Genomic DNA, 19438 nt, shown 5'->3' on the forward strand with positions numbered 1-19438 from the left:
ATGTCTGACCTCAAAGAAAATGATTAAAAAATGCGGGGATTTGTTAATAATTTGACGATAAAATGAACTTAAACAATATTAGCTCTTTGAAAGCGTTTTTCTAAAAATAATCAAAATATTACAAATGAAAAGTCTGCTTCAAAAAATTATTTGAAACAGACTTTTCATTAATTTATATTTTTACTACATCGGAGAACACTGCCTCAACCCCCAGGGCCTCCATTTGACTGGCCATTTTTTCATCGTTGACTGTATAGGCTCTTACAATAACACCGTTTTTAATAGCTCGCTGTATAATTGATCGCATGCCATAGTAGTAGGGGATATGGATGGCATCACTCTTGAAGTTCTTCACATATTCCTCCAGATTAACTACAAGCGACGCAAATAACAGCGCGGTTTTAACATTAGGCATAATTTGCTGGAAGCGTGCGATGCTTTCATGGTTAAAGGAAGAAATAATGACACGCTTTTCTAAATCAAAAGCATGAATCTCGTTTGCGATAAGTGCCTCAATACCAGGATATTCAAAAATATCTGATTTTATCTCAATATTAATAATGTGATGTGTAGGCTTGAATATATTTAAAACTTCAGTAAGGGTAGGGATTGTTTGTCCTGCAAATTCAGAAGCAAACGAAGCGCCAAAATCAAAAGCACGAAGTTCCTGCAATGTCATATCCGTTACAAAGCCTTTGCCGTTTGACGTACGATTAATTTTTTCATCATGAATGACAACTAATTGATTGTCTTTAGTTAAATGAACGTCAAACTCCACACCCCAAACATCTAACTTTGCCGCTTCTTGAAAAGCGATTATTGTATTTTCAGGATAGTTTGCACTGAATCCGCGATGGGCAATAATATTCATGTATTTACCTACTTTCCTATTTTTCGCAAGCGATGCCATCTTTATCACGGTCACTTTTGCTGTTTAATTTATATAATTCAGCAGAGACGAACGGTTGGTGCTTCGTTTTACCGCCTTTATTCTTAACATTTGCCGCTTTTGCCACGCCGCCTTTATAAACAGCATTAAGATCCGTACAATTTTTGTATTCAACTAACTTTATTTTGCCCTTCGTACTAGCTTCGACTTCAATTGTTGAAATAGAAAGAGATCCGATAAGTGTGGCACTTAGTAAAATGGATAAAATATATTTTTTCATAGTAAATTCCTCCTGAAAAATCCTTTTCCAATATTTTACCAAATAAATAAGCGAATTCACAAGGGAGGCTGTGAATTCGCTTATGTCTAACCCATAATATGATAACCGCTATCGATATAAATCGTTTCGCCTGTCACGCCCCGAGATAGCTTGCTTAACATAACGATTGTCATATCAGCAACTTCTTCTTGGTTCGTGTTGCGTTTTAACGGAGCTGTTTCTTCGATTTTGTGTAAAATTTGATTGAAGCTAGGTACACCTTTTGCTGCTAATGTCCGAATGGCACCAGCTGAAATGGCATTTACACGGATATTATCCGCACCAACATCTGCTGCTAAGTAGCGCATAGAAGCTTCAAGTGCAGCTTTTGCCACGCCCATCACATTATAACCATCAAGAACACGCTCGGCACCTAAATAAGTCATTGTCACAACAGATCCGCCTTCCGTCATGTAAGGCTTTGCTGCTTTTGTTACGGCGATTAAAGAGTATGCACTCGTATCCTGTGCAAAAGCATATCCTTCACGTGTTGTTTCAACAAAACGGTTATGCAAATCTTCTGCATGTGCAAAAGCAACTGAATGGACGATTCCGTGAATGACTTTATATTGTTCCCCAATTAGAGTGAATGCCTTTTCGATGCTCTCATCACTATTTACATCACATTCAAAAACAGCTGTATTGTGATCCTCATAACCTACTAAAAGTTTTTCGATTTTCCCTTTTGAACGCTCTTTGCGATATGTAAAAATGACATTAGCGCCTACTTCAAAAAGCTTTTTCGCGATCCCCCAGGCAATACTTCGCTCATTGGCAACGCCCATTACGACTATATTCTTCCCTGTTAATTGCATTAAATCCATAACGACACCCCTACAATAGTTAGTTATTATTAGTACCTACTACTAATAATAACTATAACATCTCTAATCATGATCCGCAATATGAAAAAAGAAAAATAAAAAGTGACCCTTTAATAAAAAATTAAAGAATCACTTTCATTGACTTACGTTTTATTCAAATTTTAAAGAATCGCCATCAAACGTTTCGTCAGCCACTTTAATAGAATCTGTTGGGCAGCCTTCAAATGCATCTTGCATGTCTTCTAGTAGATCCTCTGGAACTTCGGCAGTCCCCATGTTATCATCTAAAATAACGAAAGCGATACCTTCATCATCATAGTCATAAATATCTGGTGCAGCAGCGCCACAAGCGCCACAAGCAATACATGTATCTTTATCTACGATTGTATATTTTGGCATTGTTACCTCTCCTTTATCCGTTCGTTTCCATAAAGCTCTTATTTATTCTAAATGTGTTTTCAGTACTTTTCAACCTAATACTACGAAAATGAGGGATTTGATATGCTAATCCAACAAATTCTTTTGAAAATATTATATACATTCCAACAAGAAAGAACAGTTTCTGCTGCTTTTCATCTTTTAAAAGGCAAGAGGTCAGGGCAGACCATTCATGATGTAGGGCTATATAATTTATACCCTTTCTTTGGTCTGCTACCAAAACTTACACGTCAAAAATTCGATGAGCAGATTGATTTGTTGTTTGCTAAAAATGCTATTTTAATTGAAGAGAATGGTTATTATAGTATCACGGAATATGGAAAACAACTTGCTGCACAATCATTACCCATCTCTTTTGATAGTTGGCATTACCGTGGGAATGAACATTTGTTTTTTAGTCGGGTATCACTTATTGTGCAAAGTTTATCTCATCAGCTACACCAAAAAAACACGTTTATTCCCATCGAAAGGAATGAACAAATACAGCAATGGGTCCGTCAGTTTTTACTGCGCCATCAATACCAAAAGCAATTGCTGCAGCAGGCATTGCATAGTGAAATATCAGTAAGCCTGTCGATGCTTACAATAGAAGAAAAGATAAAAGATTTAATGATCTATCGATTATCAGGCTATAACGAACCTGGTTTTACATGGCAACAGCTGGCATTTGGTTATGAAATGCATGAAATGGATGTACAGCTTCTTTATATAAGCGGACTACATGCATGGCTAAATGAACTGTCTCATAAATCAGCTCAATATCCATTATTACATGATATAATGCAAAACATTCGTGTTGAAGTTCTGTTGACTTCTTCAGCCAATGCAACTGCAAAGCTTTACAAGGTTGGAAGAACCATTGAGGAGATTAGCCAAATTCGCCGTTTGAAAATCAATACGATTGAAGATCATATTGTTGAAATGGCAATGAATGAAACAAATTTTTCCATCGAGCCATTTATAACGATAGAAGAACAGCAGCAAGTTTTAGCGGCAGTCGAAGATTATGGAACGAAACGTTTAAAAACATTGAAGGAAATATTACCACATTTAAGTTATTTTCAATTGAGGCTAACATTGGCGAAAGGAGCTATTACAACATGAATTTACAAGGCGCATTAAAGCAATATTTTGGATATGATACATTTCGGTCGGGGCAGGAAGAAATTATCGAAAATATTTTAAAGGGAAAAGATGTTGTCGCCATTTTGCCAACTGGAATGGGGAAGTCACTTTGCTATCAATTGCCAGGGTATTTATTTCAAAAACCTGTTTTAATTGTGTCGCCGCTTTTATCACTTATGCAGGACCAAGTTGACCAATTGAAACAACGGGGGGAAAAACGGGTTGTCGCCCTTAATTCTTTCTTAACAATGGAACAAAAAAAATATGCACTTCATTTTCTGCAGGAGTATCGATTTATTTTTGTCTCTCCGGAAATGTTGCTGCAACCTCAGGTAAAGGCACGTATCCAGGAGATGGAGCTGTCACTGATTGTGGCGGATGAAGCACATTGCATTTCACAATGGGGCTTTGATTTCCGTCCAGACTATTTGCGTATTGGAGAAGTACTTCCCGAATCGAACCGACCGCCAATACTTGCACTATCTGCAACGGCTACTGATTCAGTGCTAAGAGACATTAAATCGTATTTAAATATGGATGAGCCTTTTCAATATATGCACACTGTAAATAGAGAAAACATTCATTTAGTGAAAAAAGCTTTTATGAATAGAGAAGAAAAGATTGAGTGGATTATTGAACATGTGAAAAATACAGCGGGACCAGGAATCATTTATACACAATCCAGGGCGAAAGCCGAAGCAATTAGTTTGCAGCTTATCCAGCAGAATGTTGCCGCCGCTGCTTACCATGCCGGAAAGGAAACACAGGATCGCCAATTTATCCAACAGCAGTTTTTAGCAGGGAAACTAGAGTGGATTGTTGCAACAAATGCATTTGGAATGGGTATCCATAAAGAGAATGTACGACAGGTAATTCATGAAACAATGCCTGCTACTTTGTCCAATTACATGCAAGAAATTGGTCGAGCAGGACGAGATGGAAATTCCGCTGTTGCCTTTTTGCTATATTGTGATGGAGATGAGCAATTTGCTAAATTTATCGCCACGGAAGATCTGCCAAAAGAAGTGCATATTGATCGATTTATGCAAACCGTTGCTGCAGGTGAACACCCAGAATCTCTATATACAAAAGGGGAGCTGTCGGAAGTTGTGTTTCGAGTTTTAAGTTATTGGTTAGCGCGGGAATCTGCAGAAAAAGTAAAAAGTAGAATGCTTGATTTACAACTGAAAAAGTTTGAAGAAGTGGAGCTTGTTTTAAATCTCATTTCACACCAGGAATGTATGCGAAGACAAGTAGTTCGTTACTTTGGACAAGAATTATTGGAGCAACAGGAAAATTGCTGTACAAACTGTGGAATAGAACTCTCTAATCTTGTTCAAAAGAGAGATGCATCTAAAACAACAGTGAAAATGACAAATTGGCAACAGCGCTTAGACAAATTACTAGCACGAAACTTGTAATATACTCATGAACCGTTGCCTTTTTTGGAGAAATTCGTCATAATAAAGTTATATTTTTAGTAGTTGGAGGGGTGCAGAACATGGCAAAAGAAGATTACCGAGAGAAGGTAGAAGAGCATCGCCAAGAGATTGACCTACATAACGAGTCAGGTTCAAAAGCGTCGCGTGTTAGCAGACACGGAAAAAAGAGTGCCAAAAAACAATCAAACCCAATGATGACAGTCTTAACGGTTGTCTTAATTTTTATTCCTTTAACAATTTTAGGGTACGTATGGCTTCTATATGAACCAAGCACATCTGCAAAAGAAGGCGCAAGTGGCGGTGGGCAGGAAAATTTAGTAGAAATTCAAAAGCAAAATCCGCAAACTCCTGCCTCTATTAGCAGCGATGATGATAAAGAAGAAACAGACACTGAAAAAGCATCTGAAAATGCCAAAGTCGATGATGAAAAGGCAGAAAAAGAGAGCTTAGCAGCGGAAGAAGCAAAAAAGGCAGAAGAAAAATTAGCTAAGGCAAAAGCAGAAAAAGATACTGCAGAAGCCAAAAAAGCCGAAGAAGCGCAAAAAGTTGCTGCTGCAAAAGCAAAAGAGCTTGAGGAAAAGAAAAAAGCACAAGAAGCAGCTAAAGCTGAGCAAAAAACACATACAGTTTCTTCATCGGACAACTTATATCGAATTGCGTTAAAGTACTACGGTAACGGTAGCCCTGCATATATTGAAAAAATAAAAGCTGCCAACAATTTATCATCTGATAGTATTTCAGCTGGGCAAGTTTTAGTAATAGTTCCATAAGAGCAGTAAAACATTTCGTATATCGATATGTAAAAAGACGATCCGTTTTGGCGCTCGTCTTTTTATTTGTTAAGAAAACGTTGAAAATGGATAATGTATAAACAGTATTTGCTTTTATATTGGAGGATGGCGCATGGTTTTTATTGGTATAATCGGGAGTATTTGTATTGTATTGCTGCTTTTTATGTATATGCAGGCACATGAAAATAACCTTCGTATGCATGAAGTACATACAATCGGTAAACAACAGGAGAAGGTTCATATATTTTTTATTTCCGATACACATGCTCGCAAAATTGATGACACGATGATTACATCGATAAACAAAAGAGTAAGTGCTGTCATAATTGGCGGAGACTTTGTAGATCGCCGTACAACTGAAGAAACTTTGCTTCATAATATAAGACTCATCAAGCAACTCGGGCCAACCTATTTTATATGGGGGAATAATGATGTAGAATTTGGGGAACATAAGCTTCGCCAAATATTAGCAAAGCACGAAATTAGTATACTTGAAAATGAATCAATAAAACTGGAAAACGAAAATGAGTTAACGATCAGCGCGGTTTCCTATCGACCAGGAGAAGGAAATATTCAACGTGCGATTGAACATTGTGAGGAATCGCAGACAGTATTTATTGCTCACAACCCAGAGTTATTTAAAAAAATCCATCATAAATTCCAACCAATACTTAGTATTGCTGGACATTTGCACGGAGGCCAAATTCGGTTGGGAAAATTGGGATTCCAACCGCATGGATATTTCAAAAAGATTCGTAACCGCTATGAACTAGTAAGCAACGGCTATGGTACTACTCTATTACCATTGCGATTCGGTGCAAAGCCTGAGTGCCATTTAATAGAAATAAATTTCAAAGAGAAGTCCTCGTAAAATAAGAAAGAGCAATATAATAAGGTTATTGTATTTGATTAAGGAGCTGTTACTATGCAAAAGGTAGATGCAATCATTGTCGGTGGAGGTCCATGTGGATTATCAGCAGCGATTGAACTACAAAATATCGGACTGTCACCACTTGTAATTGAAAAGGGAAATATCGTCAATGCAATATACAACTATCCGACACATCAGACATTTTTCAGTACAAGCGAGAAGTTAGCTATTGGCGATGTGCCATTTATTATTGAAGAACGAAAGCCAAAGCGTAATCAGGCACTAGTCTATTATCGGGAAGTGGTGAAAGCTAAAAAAATTCAAGTCAATCGATTTGAAATGGTGAAAAGTGTAGAAAAAACAAATGATTTTTTTACCGTACAAACAGATAAAGAAATTTATGAAACACCTTATGTAGTTATTGCTACAGGATATTATGATCATCCGAACTATTTAAATATTGCGGGTGAGGACTTGCCGAAAGTTCATCATTATTTTAAAGAAGGTCATCCTTTTTTTGATTTAAACGTTCTCGTTATTGGAGGCAAAAATTCAGCGATCGATGCTGCGCTGGAGCTTAACAAAGCAGGGGCACATGTAACGGTCATTTATAGAGGCAATGATTATTCACCAAGCATTAAGCCATGGGTACTACCGGAATTTTTGGGGCTTGTTCGCGAAGGTGAAATTACGATGCATTTTAATACAGAAGTAAAGGAAATCCGTGAGACAGAAGTAATTTTAGATATAGAAGGAGTTACCGAAACAGTAGGCAACGATATTGTCTTTGCAATGACTGGCTATCATCCGGACCACCGATTTATTCGTGCAATGGGTGTTCATATTGATAATGAAACAGGCAGACCTTCTTTTAATCCCGAAACGATGGAAACGAATATCGAAAATTTGTTCATTGCCGGAGTTATAGCAGCAGGCAATAATGCAAATGAGATTTTTATTGAAAATGGTCGCTTCCATGGTGGGTTAATCGCAAAAAATATTGCACACGAAAAATTACATAAGGGGTGAATTTTTTGAAGAAAAAAGTAGTGCTAATCACAACAGGTGGAACTATTGCCAGTACGCGAAACGATAAAAATAAGCTAGAATCCGGTAAGCTTGATGGACAGGCTATTTTATCGATGTGCCAGCTTGAAAATGATATCGATATTGAATTAATTGATTTATATCAAATCCCGTCAATGCATATGACATTTGAAAATTTAAATCACTTGAACAAAACAATTACAAAAGTTTTTCAAGATCCTTCTGTAAGTGGAATTGTGGTGACACACGGAACAGACAGTCTAGAGGAAACTGCATATTTTTTAGAGCTGACATTACATGATGAGCGTCCGGTTATTGTGACAGGATCCCAAAAATCTCCGGGGGACATCGGAACGGATGTATATTCTAATCTACGGAATTCCTTATTGGTGGCATCGAGTGATGAGGCAAAAAATATTGGTATTTGCGTAGTATTTAATGAAAAGATTTTACATTCAAAATATGTAAAGAAAACCCACTCTTCAAGCATTAATGGGTTTGGTGCAATTGGTTACGGTATGTTAGGCTTTATTGATAATGATGAGGTAGTAATTTATCAAAAGCCAACGCATAGAGAAGTATACGCAATAAAAGAAAGTTATCCGACGGTAGAAATTGTATTTGCTTATTTAGGAGCTAGCTCTATCATTTTAGATGCTCTTTATGAAGCGGATATTGATGGGGTGATTCTTGTTGGTGCGGGACGTGGTCAAGTTGCACCGCAAATGATGGGTGCAATTGAAAAACTTTGCCAAAAAGGGTCAAAGGTCGTTCTGACAACATCAACAGAGGAAGGACGCGTATTCCCTACATATGATTATTATAGTAGTGCCAATAACCTGAAAGATACTGGTGTTATTATGGGGGGTGACTTTGATCCTAAAAAAGCTCGTTTAAAGCTACTATTAATGCTCGCAAATGGCGATACAAATTATGCTTCTTTTATGCAATGATATTTAAAACTCGGTTAGAAATTACCGAGTTTTAATCGTTTTTATACAAATATTGGATAATGGTAACTGTGAATAAATAAATAGTGCTATACTATTTAGAAGTTAAGAATCGAAAGGAGCCGGCCACATGTTTATAGTTTTATCTGCAGCAATTGCGCCGGGTCTAGCCCTTTTAAGCTACTTTTATTTACGAAATGAAATGGATACAGAGCCGCGGCGTACATTATTTCAATCGTTTATTTATGGAGCAATTATTACGTTCCCCATTTTATTCTTACAATTCGTTTTAAAAGAAGAGGAAACATTTACGAATCCCTTTTTTATTAATGTTATTTTTACGAGTTCGATTGAAGAGTTGGTAAAATGGCTCATAATTCTAGCTGTTATTTTACGGCACGTCGAATTTGATGATCCGTACGATGGTATTTTATATGGCGCAGCCGTATCACTAGGGTTTGCCACTGTGGAAAATGTGATTTTTTTGTTATCTTTTGGTGTGGACCAGGCGTTCATGCGTGCACTATTACCTGTTTCAAGTCATGCTTTGTTTGGCGTGGTTATGGGATACTATTACGGGAAAGGGAAGTTTTCAAGCGAAACAATCAAGAAAAAATATATTGCACTCGCTTTATTTGCACCAATTGGACTTCACATTATATATAACTCGATATTATTGTTGGAAGAGTATTTCATGTATGCAATGTTGCCGTTTATGCTATTCCTTTGGACGTTTGCATTACGCAAAGTCAAACAAGCGCATGAGCATTTAATAGATCACTTATCCCAAAGCGGTGATACATAATAGGTTTGATACAGATTTTTTTGTATCAGACCTTTTTTGTTGCGCGTAGAAGTTCTCTATTTTATATACCAAATATATTTTTCGAATGTATAAACTTTTTAATTAACTCCATCCTACTAAAAAAGGAGTGGAAATGTCATTGAAAAAGATTGTATTATTCATACTCATTTTGTCAGGTAGCTTTGCGAGTCATACAATTGCATTTTCAGATCAAGAAGTGCAGCGTGGTGCTTTTGGGGATGATGTGGTTGAACTACAGGCACGATTACAATATTTAAGCTTTTATCATGGCAAAATTGACGGGAAATTTGGATATGGAACGTATTGGGCTCTGCGTAATTTCCAGGAACAATATGGACTTCCGGTAGACGGAATCGCAGGTCAAAAAACGAAAGAAAAGCTTGTAAATAACTCTGATTTTGATCGAGCTTTTGTGCATGAGCAAATTAATGCCGGAAATCAGTTTACGTACTATGGAGGTATACCTCTGAAAGACCAAGTGAAAAAGAGCGGTACAGCTGCAGGCACAGGCTCGAACAAGGAGTCTGGAAAAGGATCTAATTTGACGGATTCAATGCAATTACCACCAGGATATTCGGAACAGGATTTGCAAATATTGGCTAATGCTGTTTACGGAGAAGCACGGGGTGAGCCATATGAAGGACAAGTCGCTGTAGCAGCGGTAATTTTAAACCGATTGGAATCTCCAGAGTTTCCGGATACAATTTCGGAAATTATATTCCAGCCTTTAGCTTTTACAGCAGTAGCAGATGGACAAATTTGGCTAACTCCAAATGAGCGTGCTAAACAGGCTGTTCTCGATGCAATTAATGGCTGGGATCCGTCTGAAAACGCTCTTTACTATTTCAATCCTGTAACAGCGACAAGTAAATGGATATGGTCAAGACCACAAATTAAACAAATCGGCGAACATATATTTTGCTTATAAAAGGGTGTGAAACATGAGAAACTTTGCTTATTTATTAGGTTTATTCATCGTCATATTGGGATTTGTCTCATTTGATTTATTTACTCAAAATAAACAACTTGAACGTTCGGTTTTTGCAGCTCAAACAAGAGATTTGTCTGCAGCAACTGAAAAATTGTCAACATTACATTCAACAGTCGAGCAATCTTTACTATTTCAAGATGAAAAAGCGTTGAATAATGAATTAGATTCGATTTGGCGCATGAGCAGTGATTTAAGAAAGTCTGTAGCCAATTTGCCGATACAGCCGGAAGTTCAAAATGAATGGATGCGCTATTTAGGGAGAATCGGTGATAATGCAAAGCAAGCAGCACAAACGGGAGATTATGAAAATTGGCGCAATAAAATGACTACCGTTGCAGCCAATTTACATGCATTTGCAGAAGAGTGGAATACAGCAACAGTAGCATTTTATGAAAATGATGGTGACATGAAAAAATGGTCGACAAACCATACAACAGATTTAAGTGAATCACCATTTATGAATGTTTCCAAACAACTAAAAACATATAATGAAACCGATTTCCCTTTAACTGCAAGTGAGTCAGATTATGAAAAAAAGCGAGACTTACAACATATAAAGGATGAAAAAATCACAAAAAGTGAGGCAATAAAGAAATTCAAAAACTTCTTCCCGAATATTGATGATGCACTTGTTACGGTCACAAAAAGCAGCGATGATGCCCCATATCCTTTTTATCATATCCAGTTTATCCATGGTTCGAAAATTGGTTATGCCGATATAACAGAAAATGGCGGTCATCTTCTCTCGTTTTTACTTGAAAGACCAGTGAAAAAACATCCACTATCACATGAGGAGATTTTGAATACTGCCGAAAGATTTATGAAAAAAGTCGGTTATTCCGACGTGAAACTTTCCGAATCAAGAGAAAACCATGAAGCATGGCATTTCGTATTTTCTAGAGTACATGGTGAAGATGAAGCGCTAGTATATCCAGACAGTATTCAGGTGAAAGTAGCAAAAGACAATGCGGAAATTTTAGGGGTCAATGCTATGGAATATATACAGGAGGAAAAAATAACGGCTCAGGGTGAAGTACCTATCGATTGGGAAGAGTTCTTTTCCGACCAGGTCTCTGTAGAGGAAATGAAAAAAATCTATACAGCTAACAAAAATCTGCAGCTGCGCAAATGTTATGAAGTAATTGCAAGGCTAAATAATCAATCCAACGATACTTTTCGTATTGTAATCGATGCAGAAACGCATGAAGTAATAAAAAATGAAAAGCTAAATTAATTAACCAATTGTAAAAATATAGCTAAATTTCCTTTCCCGTGAGATAATGGATTATCATTATATTTGTAACGGAGAGAGAAAAAATGGAACTTAAAATTGGAACACAATTAACATTAGAACCAACATATACGGAAAAAATTGAAAAATTCAAATGTCGTATTGTAGAAAAACAAAACAATATGATTTATATTGATTATCCGATTAATGTAGCAACGAAGAAAACAGCTTTTTTAATAGATGGTGCACAATTTCGAGTAACATTCAGTAGCGATATGGATACCTATTCTTTTAACACGGAAGTTTTAGGGCGTAAAGGCGGGGATGTACAGATGATCATCCTCGCACATCCTGCTGCTGATGAATTCATAAAAATTCAACGTCGACAATATGTTCGTGTCGAAACACCTGTAGATATTGCAGTGGAGCATAAAGGACAGAAATTCCAGCTCGTTGCTGATGATATTAGCGCGGGCGGCAGTTTAATTCGGTTAAAAACCCCAGTGAATTTTAATGAAGGTGACACGGTAAATTCTTTAATCGTGCTACCGTTTGTAAATGGAGAGATCCGGTACGTTGAGACAAACTCTGAAGTAGTCAAAATTTTCGAGCGGGATGGAATTCTAGTGGCGTCATTACAATTTGCAGATACCGAGGATTTTGATAAACAACAAATTGTGCGCTTCTGCTTTGAGCGTCAAGTGTTAATCAGGAAAAAAGAATTGAACGAAATATAATAAGCAATGTGAAGATCTAAAAAGTATCCCACTTTTTAGATCTTTTTTAAATATATATTTGCCTTTTTTATAAAATCGCGAAAAAAATTCTAAGTAAAAATTAGATTGAAATGAAGGTAAATATTTTTCAGGTTATGATACAATAACTACGGAAAGTAGGGATTTAATTATGGTTAAAAAAATTCAAATTGCAATTGATGGTCCAGCAGGGGCAGGTAAAAGTACAATTGCAAAAATAGTGGCCGAGGCACTTCAATTTACGTATATCGATACAGGAGCAATGTATCGAGCTGTTACGTATAAAGCATTGAATGAAAACATACAATTACATGACGCAAAGTCTATAGAAACAATGCTGCAAAACACAGCAATAACACTAAAGCCATCAGAGCAGGGGCAAATTGTTTTTGTAGATGGACAAAATGTGTCTGAAGCAATCCGTTCAAATGAGGTAACTGCAAATGTTTCGGAAGTCGCGGCACATGCGAATATTCGTGAAATATTGGTCTCAATGCAACAAAGGCTGGCAGCAGATGGTGGAGTTGTAATGGATGGACGAGATATTGCAACACATGTATTAAAAGATGCAGAGCTTAAAATCTTCATGTCGGCAACTGTTGAAGAACGAGCACGCCGTCGCTTCCTTGATAATGAACGACGAGGAATCCCTTCTACAATTGAAACATTGCAACAGGAAATCGCACTCCGGGACAAGCTAGACAGCGAACGTGAAGCATCACCACTTATCCAGGCAGAAGATGCACTATTTTTAGATACAACACATTTATCAATTGAAGAAGCTGCACAGGAAATTATAGATTTAGCACAGCGAAAAATGAGCTAAATTATATGGTTATCCTTTGTAACGCATGAAATTTCTGAAAATAAAGGGTTATTTTTTGTCTTTGTTGAACATTTGGAATAAAATAAAGGTGGATAATGCGAAGGAGGGCTACATATGTCTGAGGAAATGAATTTAGGGTTAAACCAAAAATTTCAAGAAGGAGATATTGTGAAAGGTGTTGCTGTACAAGTTGAAGAGAAGTCAGTGACAGTTTCTATCGAGGGGGCACCTTTTGATGGAATTATACCTATTAGCGAACTTTCAAGCTTACACATTGAAAAAGCTTCCGATATAGTTTCAGTTGGAGATCAGCTTGAGCTAATGATTACGAAAGTTGAGGAAGAAAATTTTGTTTTATCAAAGCGAAAAGTCGATGCACTTCAAGCATGGGATAAGCTAAAAGTGAAATTCGAATCCGGGGAAATTTTCGAAGCGGAAATAAAAGATGTTGTAAAAGGCGGACTTGTCGTAGATTTAGGCGTTCGTGGTTTCGTTCCCGCATCACTGGTAGAGGATTACTTTGTAGAAGATTTTGAAGACTATAAAGGAAAGACTTTACGATTAAAAATTACAGAATTAGATAAAGACAAAGGTCGACTTATTTTATCTCATCGTGCGGTACTTGAGGAAGAAAAGGCTTCGAAAAAGCAACAGGTTATTCAAAACATCAATCAAGGCGATGTATTGGAAGGCACGGTGCAACGTTTAGCAAAATTCGGTGCTTTTATTGATTTAGGCGGCATTGACGGCTTAGTCCATATTTCGCAAGTTGCTCATGAGCATGTAGAAGATATTTCTACCGTTTTACAGGAAGGACAACCTGTAAAGGTTAAAGTCCTGTCAGTTGATATTCAAAATGAGCGTGTATCGCTATCGATTAAGGATACATTGCCTGGTCCATGGACAAACATTACGGAAAAGGCTGCAAAGGGTTCTGTATTAACAGGTACTGTTAAGCGTCTTGTTACGTTTGGTGCGTTCGTTGAAGTATTCCCGGGTGTAGAGGGACTAGTTCATATTTCTCAAATTTCACACAAGCATATTAATACACCACATGAAGCATTAAAAGATGGACAAGAAGTGGAAGTTAAGGTGCTAGAAGTGAATGCTGATGAAAAACGTCTTGCTTTAAGTATTAAAGCATTACAGGAAGATTCAGCTGCAGAAGAAGATTTCGATTATGAGCTTCCGGAAGAAAATAAAGGCTTCTCATTCAGCGACGTGATCGGTGACCAATTAAAGGGTTTTAATAAAAATTAACTAAAATAAAGCTTTAGACCAACTTAATCTTAAGCCAACTAAAACATCTTTGGAATAGGTATGTAACCATACATTATTCTAAAGGTGTTTTTTCTATAATTAATTATAAAAGAAAATCATATAATACCCTCCTAAAATTATATATATTGACAATATATGTGAATTAAATAAAAATTAATCTTGAGTCAGTTTTATATAAATAGTTTGAAAATATAAGGGGAAGGAGGCTAGCTCGTTGGAAAAAATAAGGGATGGGATAACTTTAAGTATAAATTGTATTTTAAATAATCTTTATAAAATTGAAATGATTATTTCTGTAAGTGAAGTTTCAATTGTTTATAAAGGTAAAAATATTTTAACAGAAGATCAAATCATAATTAAAGAATTTTATCCAAAATCAATTGCCATACGTGATTTAGATAATAAAACGATAATTAACCGTTTGCCATCTTCTAAGGGGAAATTTGATGCGCTGAAGCAAAATTTTTTACATGAGGCAATCATTCTGCAACAACTATCTCACGATAATATTATAAAGTATATATCACATTTTGAAGAGAATAACACTGCTTATATAGTTACCGAATATTATGATGGGATTACATTGAACCAGTATTTAAAAAGTATTCCTTTACATAAGAGACATAGTTTATTTAATAGTATTTTTATACCATTAATAAATGCATTACATTATATTCACAAGAAGGGGATTATTCATCGGGATATAAAACCTAGTAATATTATGATAGATTCGAAAAAAAATGTCTTTTTATTGGATTTTGGTTCAGCTATTTTTTATAAAAATAATGAGGAGGCTTCTATTTTTACAACACCAGGATATTCAGCATTAGAACAATATTCTAAAAAAGCAAAACAAGGTATAAAAACTGATATATACGGCTTTGCTGCTACGTTATACTATTCTTTAACGGATGTCGTACCGATTGATATTTCCCAAAGATTAATTACAGGAAAAATAAGTAGTGTAAAATCAAATAATCGGAAAATCACTTTACTGTTATCTATGATAATTAGTTGGAGTTTGGCATTAGCTCAAAGGAAACGGTGTTTTTCCTTAAATTTTATTAAATTGGCGCTTTTGATTGATAAATATTTTAAGTAATTGTACTAAATCCATAAAAATGTTAAAAATCGACATTTTTAGGGTTAGATATGAAATTCTTAAAATTGAAAATTAGGGAAATAATATTATTTTCCATCAATATTATCTCTCAGTATGGTAAAAAAATACATTTATAACAATTGACAATAATTAGTTATATTGTATATTTAGGTAAAAGTTGGATGTTTGAAACGCATTTATTAACCTATATACAGTATTAATTTTTATTGTTTATTTTTTTGTACTAATTACCTTATTTTGGTATAAATTCAAATAAATTGTTTATAAATATATCCAACTTAGCATGAACAAAATTTTTTTGCCTTTTCTAAGTTAATAAGTATAAGGAACCATTAATCAATTTATGAATTGGAGGGATGGCTGTGGAATTGTGCAGCCGTATAAATGGAGATTATTAATCAAACGAACAGAACAATGCTTTTTGAAGAAATTAATCCAGAAAAATTAGATTTAATTACGCTTGTTGGTGACGTAAAAGATATTGATAGTCTTAGTGATGAAAAAATTAAAGAAATTAATCAGTACCTGCTTGTTAAAAGTTTTGATGAATTTTTAGACAAGTTTTCTCCAACGGTTTATTCGTTTTATAATGCAGCAAACCAAAAGGTCATGTATACATTAAAAAAGCCAGAAGGAATTCAGGAAGATTGTATTTCAGAAATTCCTATTGATCAAAATAATGATTTTTTAAAAATGCTATTTACGCTTATCGATACAAAAAGAAGTCAAGGAATAACAAACGTTGATTTTAAGTTTGAAAACTTATTAGATATGATTTCCCCTAAAAAAGTAATGGATGATATTCGCCAAGTGAGAAAAGAAATCCACTATCTACACGGGGAATACGAAAAATTAGAAGAGAATGACCCAAAGAAGTTAGATATGGGAGATAAGCTTAACTTAATGTTTGAAGTAGCAAGTAAAAATTATAATAATGTTATGGCCATGTTACCTTTAGCGATTGAAGATATAAAAACGAGATTATTATTAGGTGCTAATCAAGAAGCAGATGCATCTGAAAAATTTCAAATAGGGACCCTTTCGATTGGAGAAAAGGGTGAATTAAAAATCATTGAAGCACCTAAACCAGATAGTTCAGAGCTAATGGTTATTTCAGGTGACGGAAATAATGGTTTAAGTACAATTTTTGAAGAAGATTATGAAGCAATTTCTGAGTCAAATTCTTCATATGTTAAAGATTTGGTAGTAAGAACTTTTGCTCCATTGCCAATGATTCAAAATAGCATCGATGTAGAGACGGAAGTTCAAAACTATAATACATATTTAGAGTTTTACAAAGATGCGAAGGACGAATTCGTAAAGACCGTTAAGCCTTTAGTAGAGAAGATTTTAGGTGTGAAAATGTACTTCGATCAGTATGCAACGAAAAACAGAGGGATGCAGCCATCATTAATTGTTACGAATACAAAGTTAGATATGCTTGTTAAAAGTAATAATCTTCCACGTCTAAGAGCCTTTTTAAATACGGTTAACTCTAAAAATGACTTTACAGATACTATCTGGTATGGCATTGTGCCGGCAATTGAGTTAGAGGCTTCCGGTAAAGCTAAAGTTAGTAGAGCAAGATTTAAAGGCAATGAAAAGGTTGCAAAATTAGAAGGAAATACAATGGAATCGCTATCTATGCTTTTAGATACGGTAAAGGATTATAAATTACAAATATTCTTCAACTTTATAGCAGAAGAAACGACAACTTTTAATGCAATCGCAACTGCTGGTATTGATCGTTTAATTGATAAATGCGCACCTTTAATGAGAAAAGATTATAGTGAGTTTGCTATTCCTTGTTTACCTAACTTCACAATTATTCCTAAAGATAAATCAGGAGTAGTAATTGATACAAAAATGGAAGCTCTTGAAAATGGAGCGCGATTATCTAAGGAAAAGGAAGACATTTTAAAGCTTTGGATAGAGGGGGTTTATGTAGGAGCTAGCTATGTAGCAGCTGGTCTTGCATCCGCTTATCAGTGCCCAGAATATTTAAAAGAATCTTTCAGAAATGTGAAAAGAGGTTACCCAGGAGTTCGATTTGATATTGAAGCGGGTGACAATTCATTAAAAGCCGTAACGACAATGGCCAAGGAAATTTCTGGCTTCACAAATAATATTAAGGATTCTATTAATAGCAAAAACTTTGGCTTTGTATTCTCATCAGAAAATGCACAGTTACAAGGAAAAGATATTAAAAGAATCACAGTATATAAAGCTAGAAGCTTAGCTATGGAAGAAGATGGATTCGACTCCATCTATAAAACACAAGTAAGTACTTATATTGAAAGAATACTCCGGTTCCAATCAGGTGACTTTAAACACGAGAATATTGTTCGCTTCTTTAGTAACAATCCATCTAGTCAAAAAAGTCAGTGGATAAATGATAAAGGCTATGTAAACTCCGTTATTCAAGAGGGCGATGATATAGGCTACATTATCGATGAAAAGACTAGTTTATGTCAGATTGATTTGGTGTTCAATGGAAATGTTAAAAATCTTGAGGTCTCGATTACAAAAGGGACAAGTGCTGTTAAAGCATAAAAAAGGATTCTTAAAGTCTACAGTAATTAGTATGTAAAAGGTTTATATCATATAAGCTTTTTAACATAAATATGAATTCCTTGCCGTTTTACTAGATGAATTTGTACATATTTCATAATTTTATATTATGAAATGGTTGAAATTCGTAGGATAGATTCTATTTATGTATAACGGTAGAGGTAATTCAAATAAAAAAACTTTGGAGGAATATGAATGGGCTTTGTATTAAAAGTAGAAGGATCAGAAGCAATTGAATTAGGGTTAGACAGCATTATTGCTGTTGAGTATGAAACAGATACTCCAAATGACTCAAATGCACGCTCTACAGATGTAGGAGCAACATTAAAAATTAAAGGGAAAATTCTTACAGCGACAGATGGTGATAATGCTGATGATACGATGAAGTTAGCATTATGGTCATTAGTGCCAGCAGAAAAAGCAGATTGCTATCGAAAAGTAACACTTGAAGTTATTTCAGCTGATCAAGTAGTACGAAAAGTTAATTTCCCAAATGCGTTTGTTGTTGATTACACGGAGCGCTTTGGTGATACAGAAGGTATTGGAGAATTCACTTTATTCATCAAGCAGAAGAAAGACAAAACAGATTTAGCTAAAATCGAAGGCGGTTATGCTGTTTAATAACAGCCATCTTCTTATCTAAGGGGCTTAAAACGCTCCTTAGATAATTTTAATAAGGGAACAAAAAGGAGAGAGCTACTATGAAAACACATTATGAAACGTTAAGTGTTTCAAAGGATGCATCACAGGATCAAATAAAGCTTGCTTATAGAAAGCTCTCAAAAAAATATCATCCAGATGTTAATGGTGGTAGTAAGGATGCAGAAAAGATTTTTTTAGAAGTACAGGAAGCCTATACGGTTCTAAAAAATAAAACATCTAGAGAAGAATATGATAGGCAGTTAGAAAATGCTTCCCATAATCACGATAAAAGAAAAGCTAGAAATACAGCTAATAAACAGACTTCCGAAAGTAAACAGGCGTTTAATATACATGATATGGAAAAGAACTTTGAACAATTTTTTGGATTTAATCCTAAATCAAAAGAAATGCAATCGAAATCTCATAAAGGAAAAAAGAATCCTATAGATACAAGTGATTTATTTGAACGTTATTTCAATAAGTAAAGTAATAATTT

20 protein-coding genes are annotated in these 19438 nt (G+C 35.3%); 16 read left to right on the forward strand and 4 right to left on the reverse strand.

Features of this window, described 5'->3' with window-relative positions; all coding sequences use genetic code 11:
- Nucleotides 1-172: 172 nt before the first annotated feature.
- From SNE38_RS10815 to SNE38_RS10830, 4 genes are all read right to left on the reverse strand, one after another.
- Entirely contained in the window at nucleotides 173-871 is a 699-nt protein-coding gene (locus tag SNE38_RS10815) for a glycerophosphodiester phosphodiesterase (RefSeq protein WP_336046475.1), read from the reverse strand.
- 16 nt (nucleotides 872-887) lie between these two features.
- The gene (locus SNE38_RS10820) at nucleotides 888-1169 is read right to left on the reverse strand and encodes an excalibur calcium-binding domain-containing protein (RefSeq protein ID WP_191702590.1); all 282 of its coding nucleotides are present in this window, start codon (nucleotides 1167-1169) and stop codon (nucleotides 888-890) included.
- Nucleotides 1170-1255: 86 nt separating this feature from the next.
- A complete protein-coding gene (locus SNE38_RS10825; protein ID WP_191702591.1) occupies nucleotides 1256-2032 on the reverse strand; it encodes an enoyl-ACP reductase FabI in 777 nt (258 codons plus the stop codon).
- A gap of 150 nt (nucleotides 2033-2182) precedes the next feature.
- Nucleotides 2183-2431, reverse strand: a complete 249-nt coding sequence (locus tag SNE38_RS10830; protein ID WP_008404945.1) for a ferredoxin — start codon at nucleotides 2429-2431, stop codon at nucleotides 2183-2185.
- 102 nt (nucleotides 2432-2533) lie between these two features.
- On the opposite strand from SNE38_RS10830, the gene SNE38_RS10835 reads away from it, so the two are divergent.
- The 16 genes from SNE38_RS10835 (at nucleotide 2534) to SNE38_RS10910 (ending at nucleotide 19427) form a co-directional block, all read left to right on the forward strand.
- On the forward strand, nucleotides 2534-3574 hold the full coding sequence (locus tag SNE38_RS10835; protein ID WP_336046476.1) for a helix-turn-helix domain-containing protein: 1041 nt from the start codon (nucleotides 2534-2536) through the stop codon (nucleotides 3572-3574).
- Nucleotides 3571-5016, forward strand: coding sequence for a RecQ family ATP-dependent DNA helicase (locus SNE38_RS10840; protein ID WP_336046477.1), 1446 nt, complete (start codon nucleotides 3571-3573; stop codon nucleotides 5014-5016). The genes SNE38_RS10835 and SNE38_RS10840 overlap by 4 nt, the downstream gene beginning before the upstream one ends.
- 80 nt (nucleotides 5017-5096) lie before the next feature.
- Nucleotides 5097-5807 (forward strand): LysM peptidoglycan-binding domain-containing protein, encoded by a 711-nt coding sequence (locus SNE38_RS10845; RefSeq protein WP_336046478.1) that lies wholly within the window; start codon nucleotides 5097-5099, stop codon nucleotides 5805-5807.
- A 133-nt stretch (nucleotides 5808-5940) separates the two neighbouring features.
- The gene (locus tag SNE38_RS10850; RefSeq protein ID WP_336046479.1) at nucleotides 5941-6699 is read left to right on the forward strand and encodes a metallophosphoesterase; all 759 of its coding nucleotides are present in this window, start codon (nucleotides 5941-5943) and stop codon (nucleotides 6697-6699) included.
- Nucleotides 6700-6753: 54 nt separating this feature from the next.
- On the forward strand, nucleotides 6754-7728 hold the full coding sequence (locus tag SNE38_RS10855) for a YpdA family putative bacillithiol disulfide reductase (protein ID WP_336046480.1): 975 nt from the start codon (nucleotides 6754-6756) through the stop codon (nucleotides 7726-7728).
- 5 nt (nucleotides 7729-7733) lie between these two features.
- On the forward strand, nucleotides 7734-8699 hold the full coding sequence (locus tag SNE38_RS10860; RefSeq protein WP_336046481.1) for an asparaginase: 966 nt from the start codon (nucleotides 7734-7736) through the stop codon (nucleotides 8697-8699).
- A 127-nt stretch (nucleotides 8700-8826) separates the two neighbouring features.
- Nucleotides 8827-9501 carry a glutamic-type intramembrane protease PrsW gene (prsW, locus tag SNE38_RS10865; protein ID WP_191702598.1) on the forward strand — a complete coding sequence of 225 codons (675 nt, stop codon included), beginning with the start codon at nucleotides 8827-8829 and terminating at the stop codon, nucleotides 9499-9501.
- A gap of 133 nt (nucleotides 9502-9634) precedes the next feature.
- The gene (gene sleB / locus SNE38_RS10870; protein WP_191702599.1) at nucleotides 9635-10450 is read left to right on the forward strand and encodes a spore cortex-lytic enzyme; all 816 of its coding nucleotides are present in this window, start codon (nucleotides 9635-9637) and stop codon (nucleotides 10448-10450) included.
- A gap of 13 nt (nucleotides 10451-10463) precedes the next feature.
- Entirely contained in the window at nucleotides 10464-11747 is a 1284-nt protein-coding gene (locus tag SNE38_RS10875) for a PepSY1/2 domain-containing protein (RefSeq protein ID WP_336046482.1), read from the forward strand.
- Between the two features lie 83 nt (nucleotides 11748-11830).
- Nucleotides 11831-12481: a flagellar brake protein gene (locus SNE38_RS10880; RefSeq protein WP_191702601.1), complete on the forward strand. Its 651-nt coding sequence runs from the start codon at nucleotides 11831-11833 to the stop codon at nucleotides 12479-12481.
- Nucleotides 12482-12650: 169 nt separating this feature from the next.
- Nucleotides 12651-13325 (forward strand): (d)CMP kinase, encoded by a 675-nt coding sequence (gene cmk / locus SNE38_RS10885; protein ID WP_191702602.1) that lies wholly within the window; start codon nucleotides 12651-12653, stop codon nucleotides 13323-13325.
- 114 nt (nucleotides 13326-13439) lie between these two features.
- Nucleotides 13440-14585 (forward strand): 30S ribosomal protein S1, encoded by a 1146-nt coding sequence (rpsA, locus tag SNE38_RS10890; RefSeq protein WP_191702603.1) that lies wholly within the window; start codon nucleotides 13440-13442, stop codon nucleotides 14583-14585.
- A 235-nt stretch (nucleotides 14586-14820) separates the two neighbouring features.
- Nucleotides 14821-15708 (forward strand): serine/threonine protein kinase, encoded by an 888-nt coding sequence (locus SNE38_RS10895; RefSeq protein ID WP_225223627.1) that lies wholly within the window; start codon nucleotides 14821-14823, stop codon nucleotides 15706-15708.
- A gap of 405 nt (nucleotides 15709-16113) precedes the next feature.
- Nucleotides 16114-18282, forward strand: coding sequence for a transcriptional regulator (locus SNE38_RS10900; RefSeq protein ID WP_191702604.1), 2169 nt, complete (start codon nucleotides 16114-16116; stop codon nucleotides 18280-18282).
- A gap of 213 nt (nucleotides 18283-18495) precedes the next feature.
- Nucleotides 18496-18921: a membrane-associated protease 1 gene (locus SNE38_RS10905; protein WP_191702605.1), complete on the forward strand. Its 426-nt coding sequence runs from the start codon at nucleotides 18496-18498 to the stop codon at nucleotides 18919-18921.
- Between the two features lie 80 nt (nucleotides 18922-19001).
- Nucleotides 19002-19427, forward strand: a complete 426-nt coding sequence (locus SNE38_RS10910) for a J domain-containing protein (RefSeq protein WP_336046483.1) — start codon at nucleotides 19002-19004, stop codon at nucleotides 19425-19427.
- The last annotated feature ends 11 nt before the right edge of the window (nucleotides 19428-19438 follow it).

It is taken from the genome of Solibacillus ferritrahens, assembly GCF_037027585.1.
GTDB lineage: Bacteria > Bacillota > Bacilli > Bacillales_A > Planococcaceae > Solibacillus > Solibacillus ferritrahens.

Coding starts and splice junctions, on each gene's coding strand:
- SNE38_RS10815 (WP_336046475.1), bottom strand. CDS start 871: ATGAATATTATTGCCCATCGCGGATTCAGTGCAAACTATCCTGAAAAT.
- SNE38_RS10820 (WP_191702590.1), bottom strand. CDS start 1,169: ATGAAAAAATATATTTTATCCATTTTACTAAGTGCCACACTTATCGGA.
- SNE38_RS10825 (WP_191702591.1), bottom strand. CDS start 2,032: ATGGATTTAATGCAATTAACAGGGAAGAATATAGTCGTAATGGGCGTT.
- SNE38_RS10830 (WP_008404945.1), bottom strand. CDS start 2,431: ATGCCAAAATATACAATCGTAGATAAAGATACATGTATTGCTTGTGGC.
- SNE38_RS10835 (WP_336046476.1), top strand. CDS start 2,534: ATGCTAATCCAACAAATTCTTTTGAAAATATTATATACATTCCAACAA.
- SNE38_RS10840 (WP_336046477.1), top strand. CDS start 3,571: ATGAATTTACAAGGCGCATTAAAGCAATATTTTGGATATGATACATTT.
- SNE38_RS10845 (WP_336046478.1), top strand. CDS start 5,097: ATGGCAAAAGAAGATTACCGAGAGAAGGTAGAAGAGCATCGCCAAGAG.
- SNE38_RS10850 (WP_336046479.1), top strand. CDS start 5,941: ATGGTTTTTATTGGTATAATCGGGAGTATTTGTATTGTATTGCTGCTT.
- SNE38_RS10855 (WP_336046480.1), top strand. CDS start 6,754: ATGCAAAAGGTAGATGCAATCATTGTCGGTGGAGGTCCATGTGGATTA.
- prsW (WP_191702598.1), top strand. CDS start 8,827: ATGTTTATAGTTTTATCTGCAGCAATTGCGCCGGGTCTAGCCCTTTTA.
- sleB (WP_191702599.1), top strand. CDS start 9,635: ATGTCATTGAAAAAGATTGTATTATTCATACTCATTTTGTCAGGTAGC.
- SNE38_RS10875 (WP_336046482.1), top strand. CDS start 10,464: ATGAGAAACTTTGCTTATTTATTAGGTTTATTCATCGTCATATTGGGA.
- SNE38_RS10880 (WP_191702601.1), top strand. CDS start 11,831: ATGGAACTTAAAATTGGAACACAATTAACATTAGAACCAACATATACG.
- cmk (WP_191702602.1), top strand. CDS start 12,651: ATGGTTAAAAAAATTCAAATTGCAATTGATGGTCCAGCAGGGGCAGGT.
- rpsA (WP_191702603.1), top strand. CDS start 13,440: ATGTCTGAGGAAATGAATTTAGGGTTAAACCAAAAATTTCAAGAAGGA.
- SNE38_RS10900 (WP_191702604.1), top strand. CDS start 16,114: ATGGAGATTATTAATCAAACGAACAGAACAATGCTTTTTGAAGAAATT.
- SNE38_RS10905 (WP_191702605.1), top strand. CDS start 18,496: ATGGGCTTTGTATTAAAAGTAGAAGGATCAGAAGCAATTGAATTAGGG.
- SNE38_RS10910 (WP_336046483.1), top strand. CDS start 19,002: ATGAAAACACATTATGAAACGTTAAGTGTTTCAAAGGATGCATCACAG.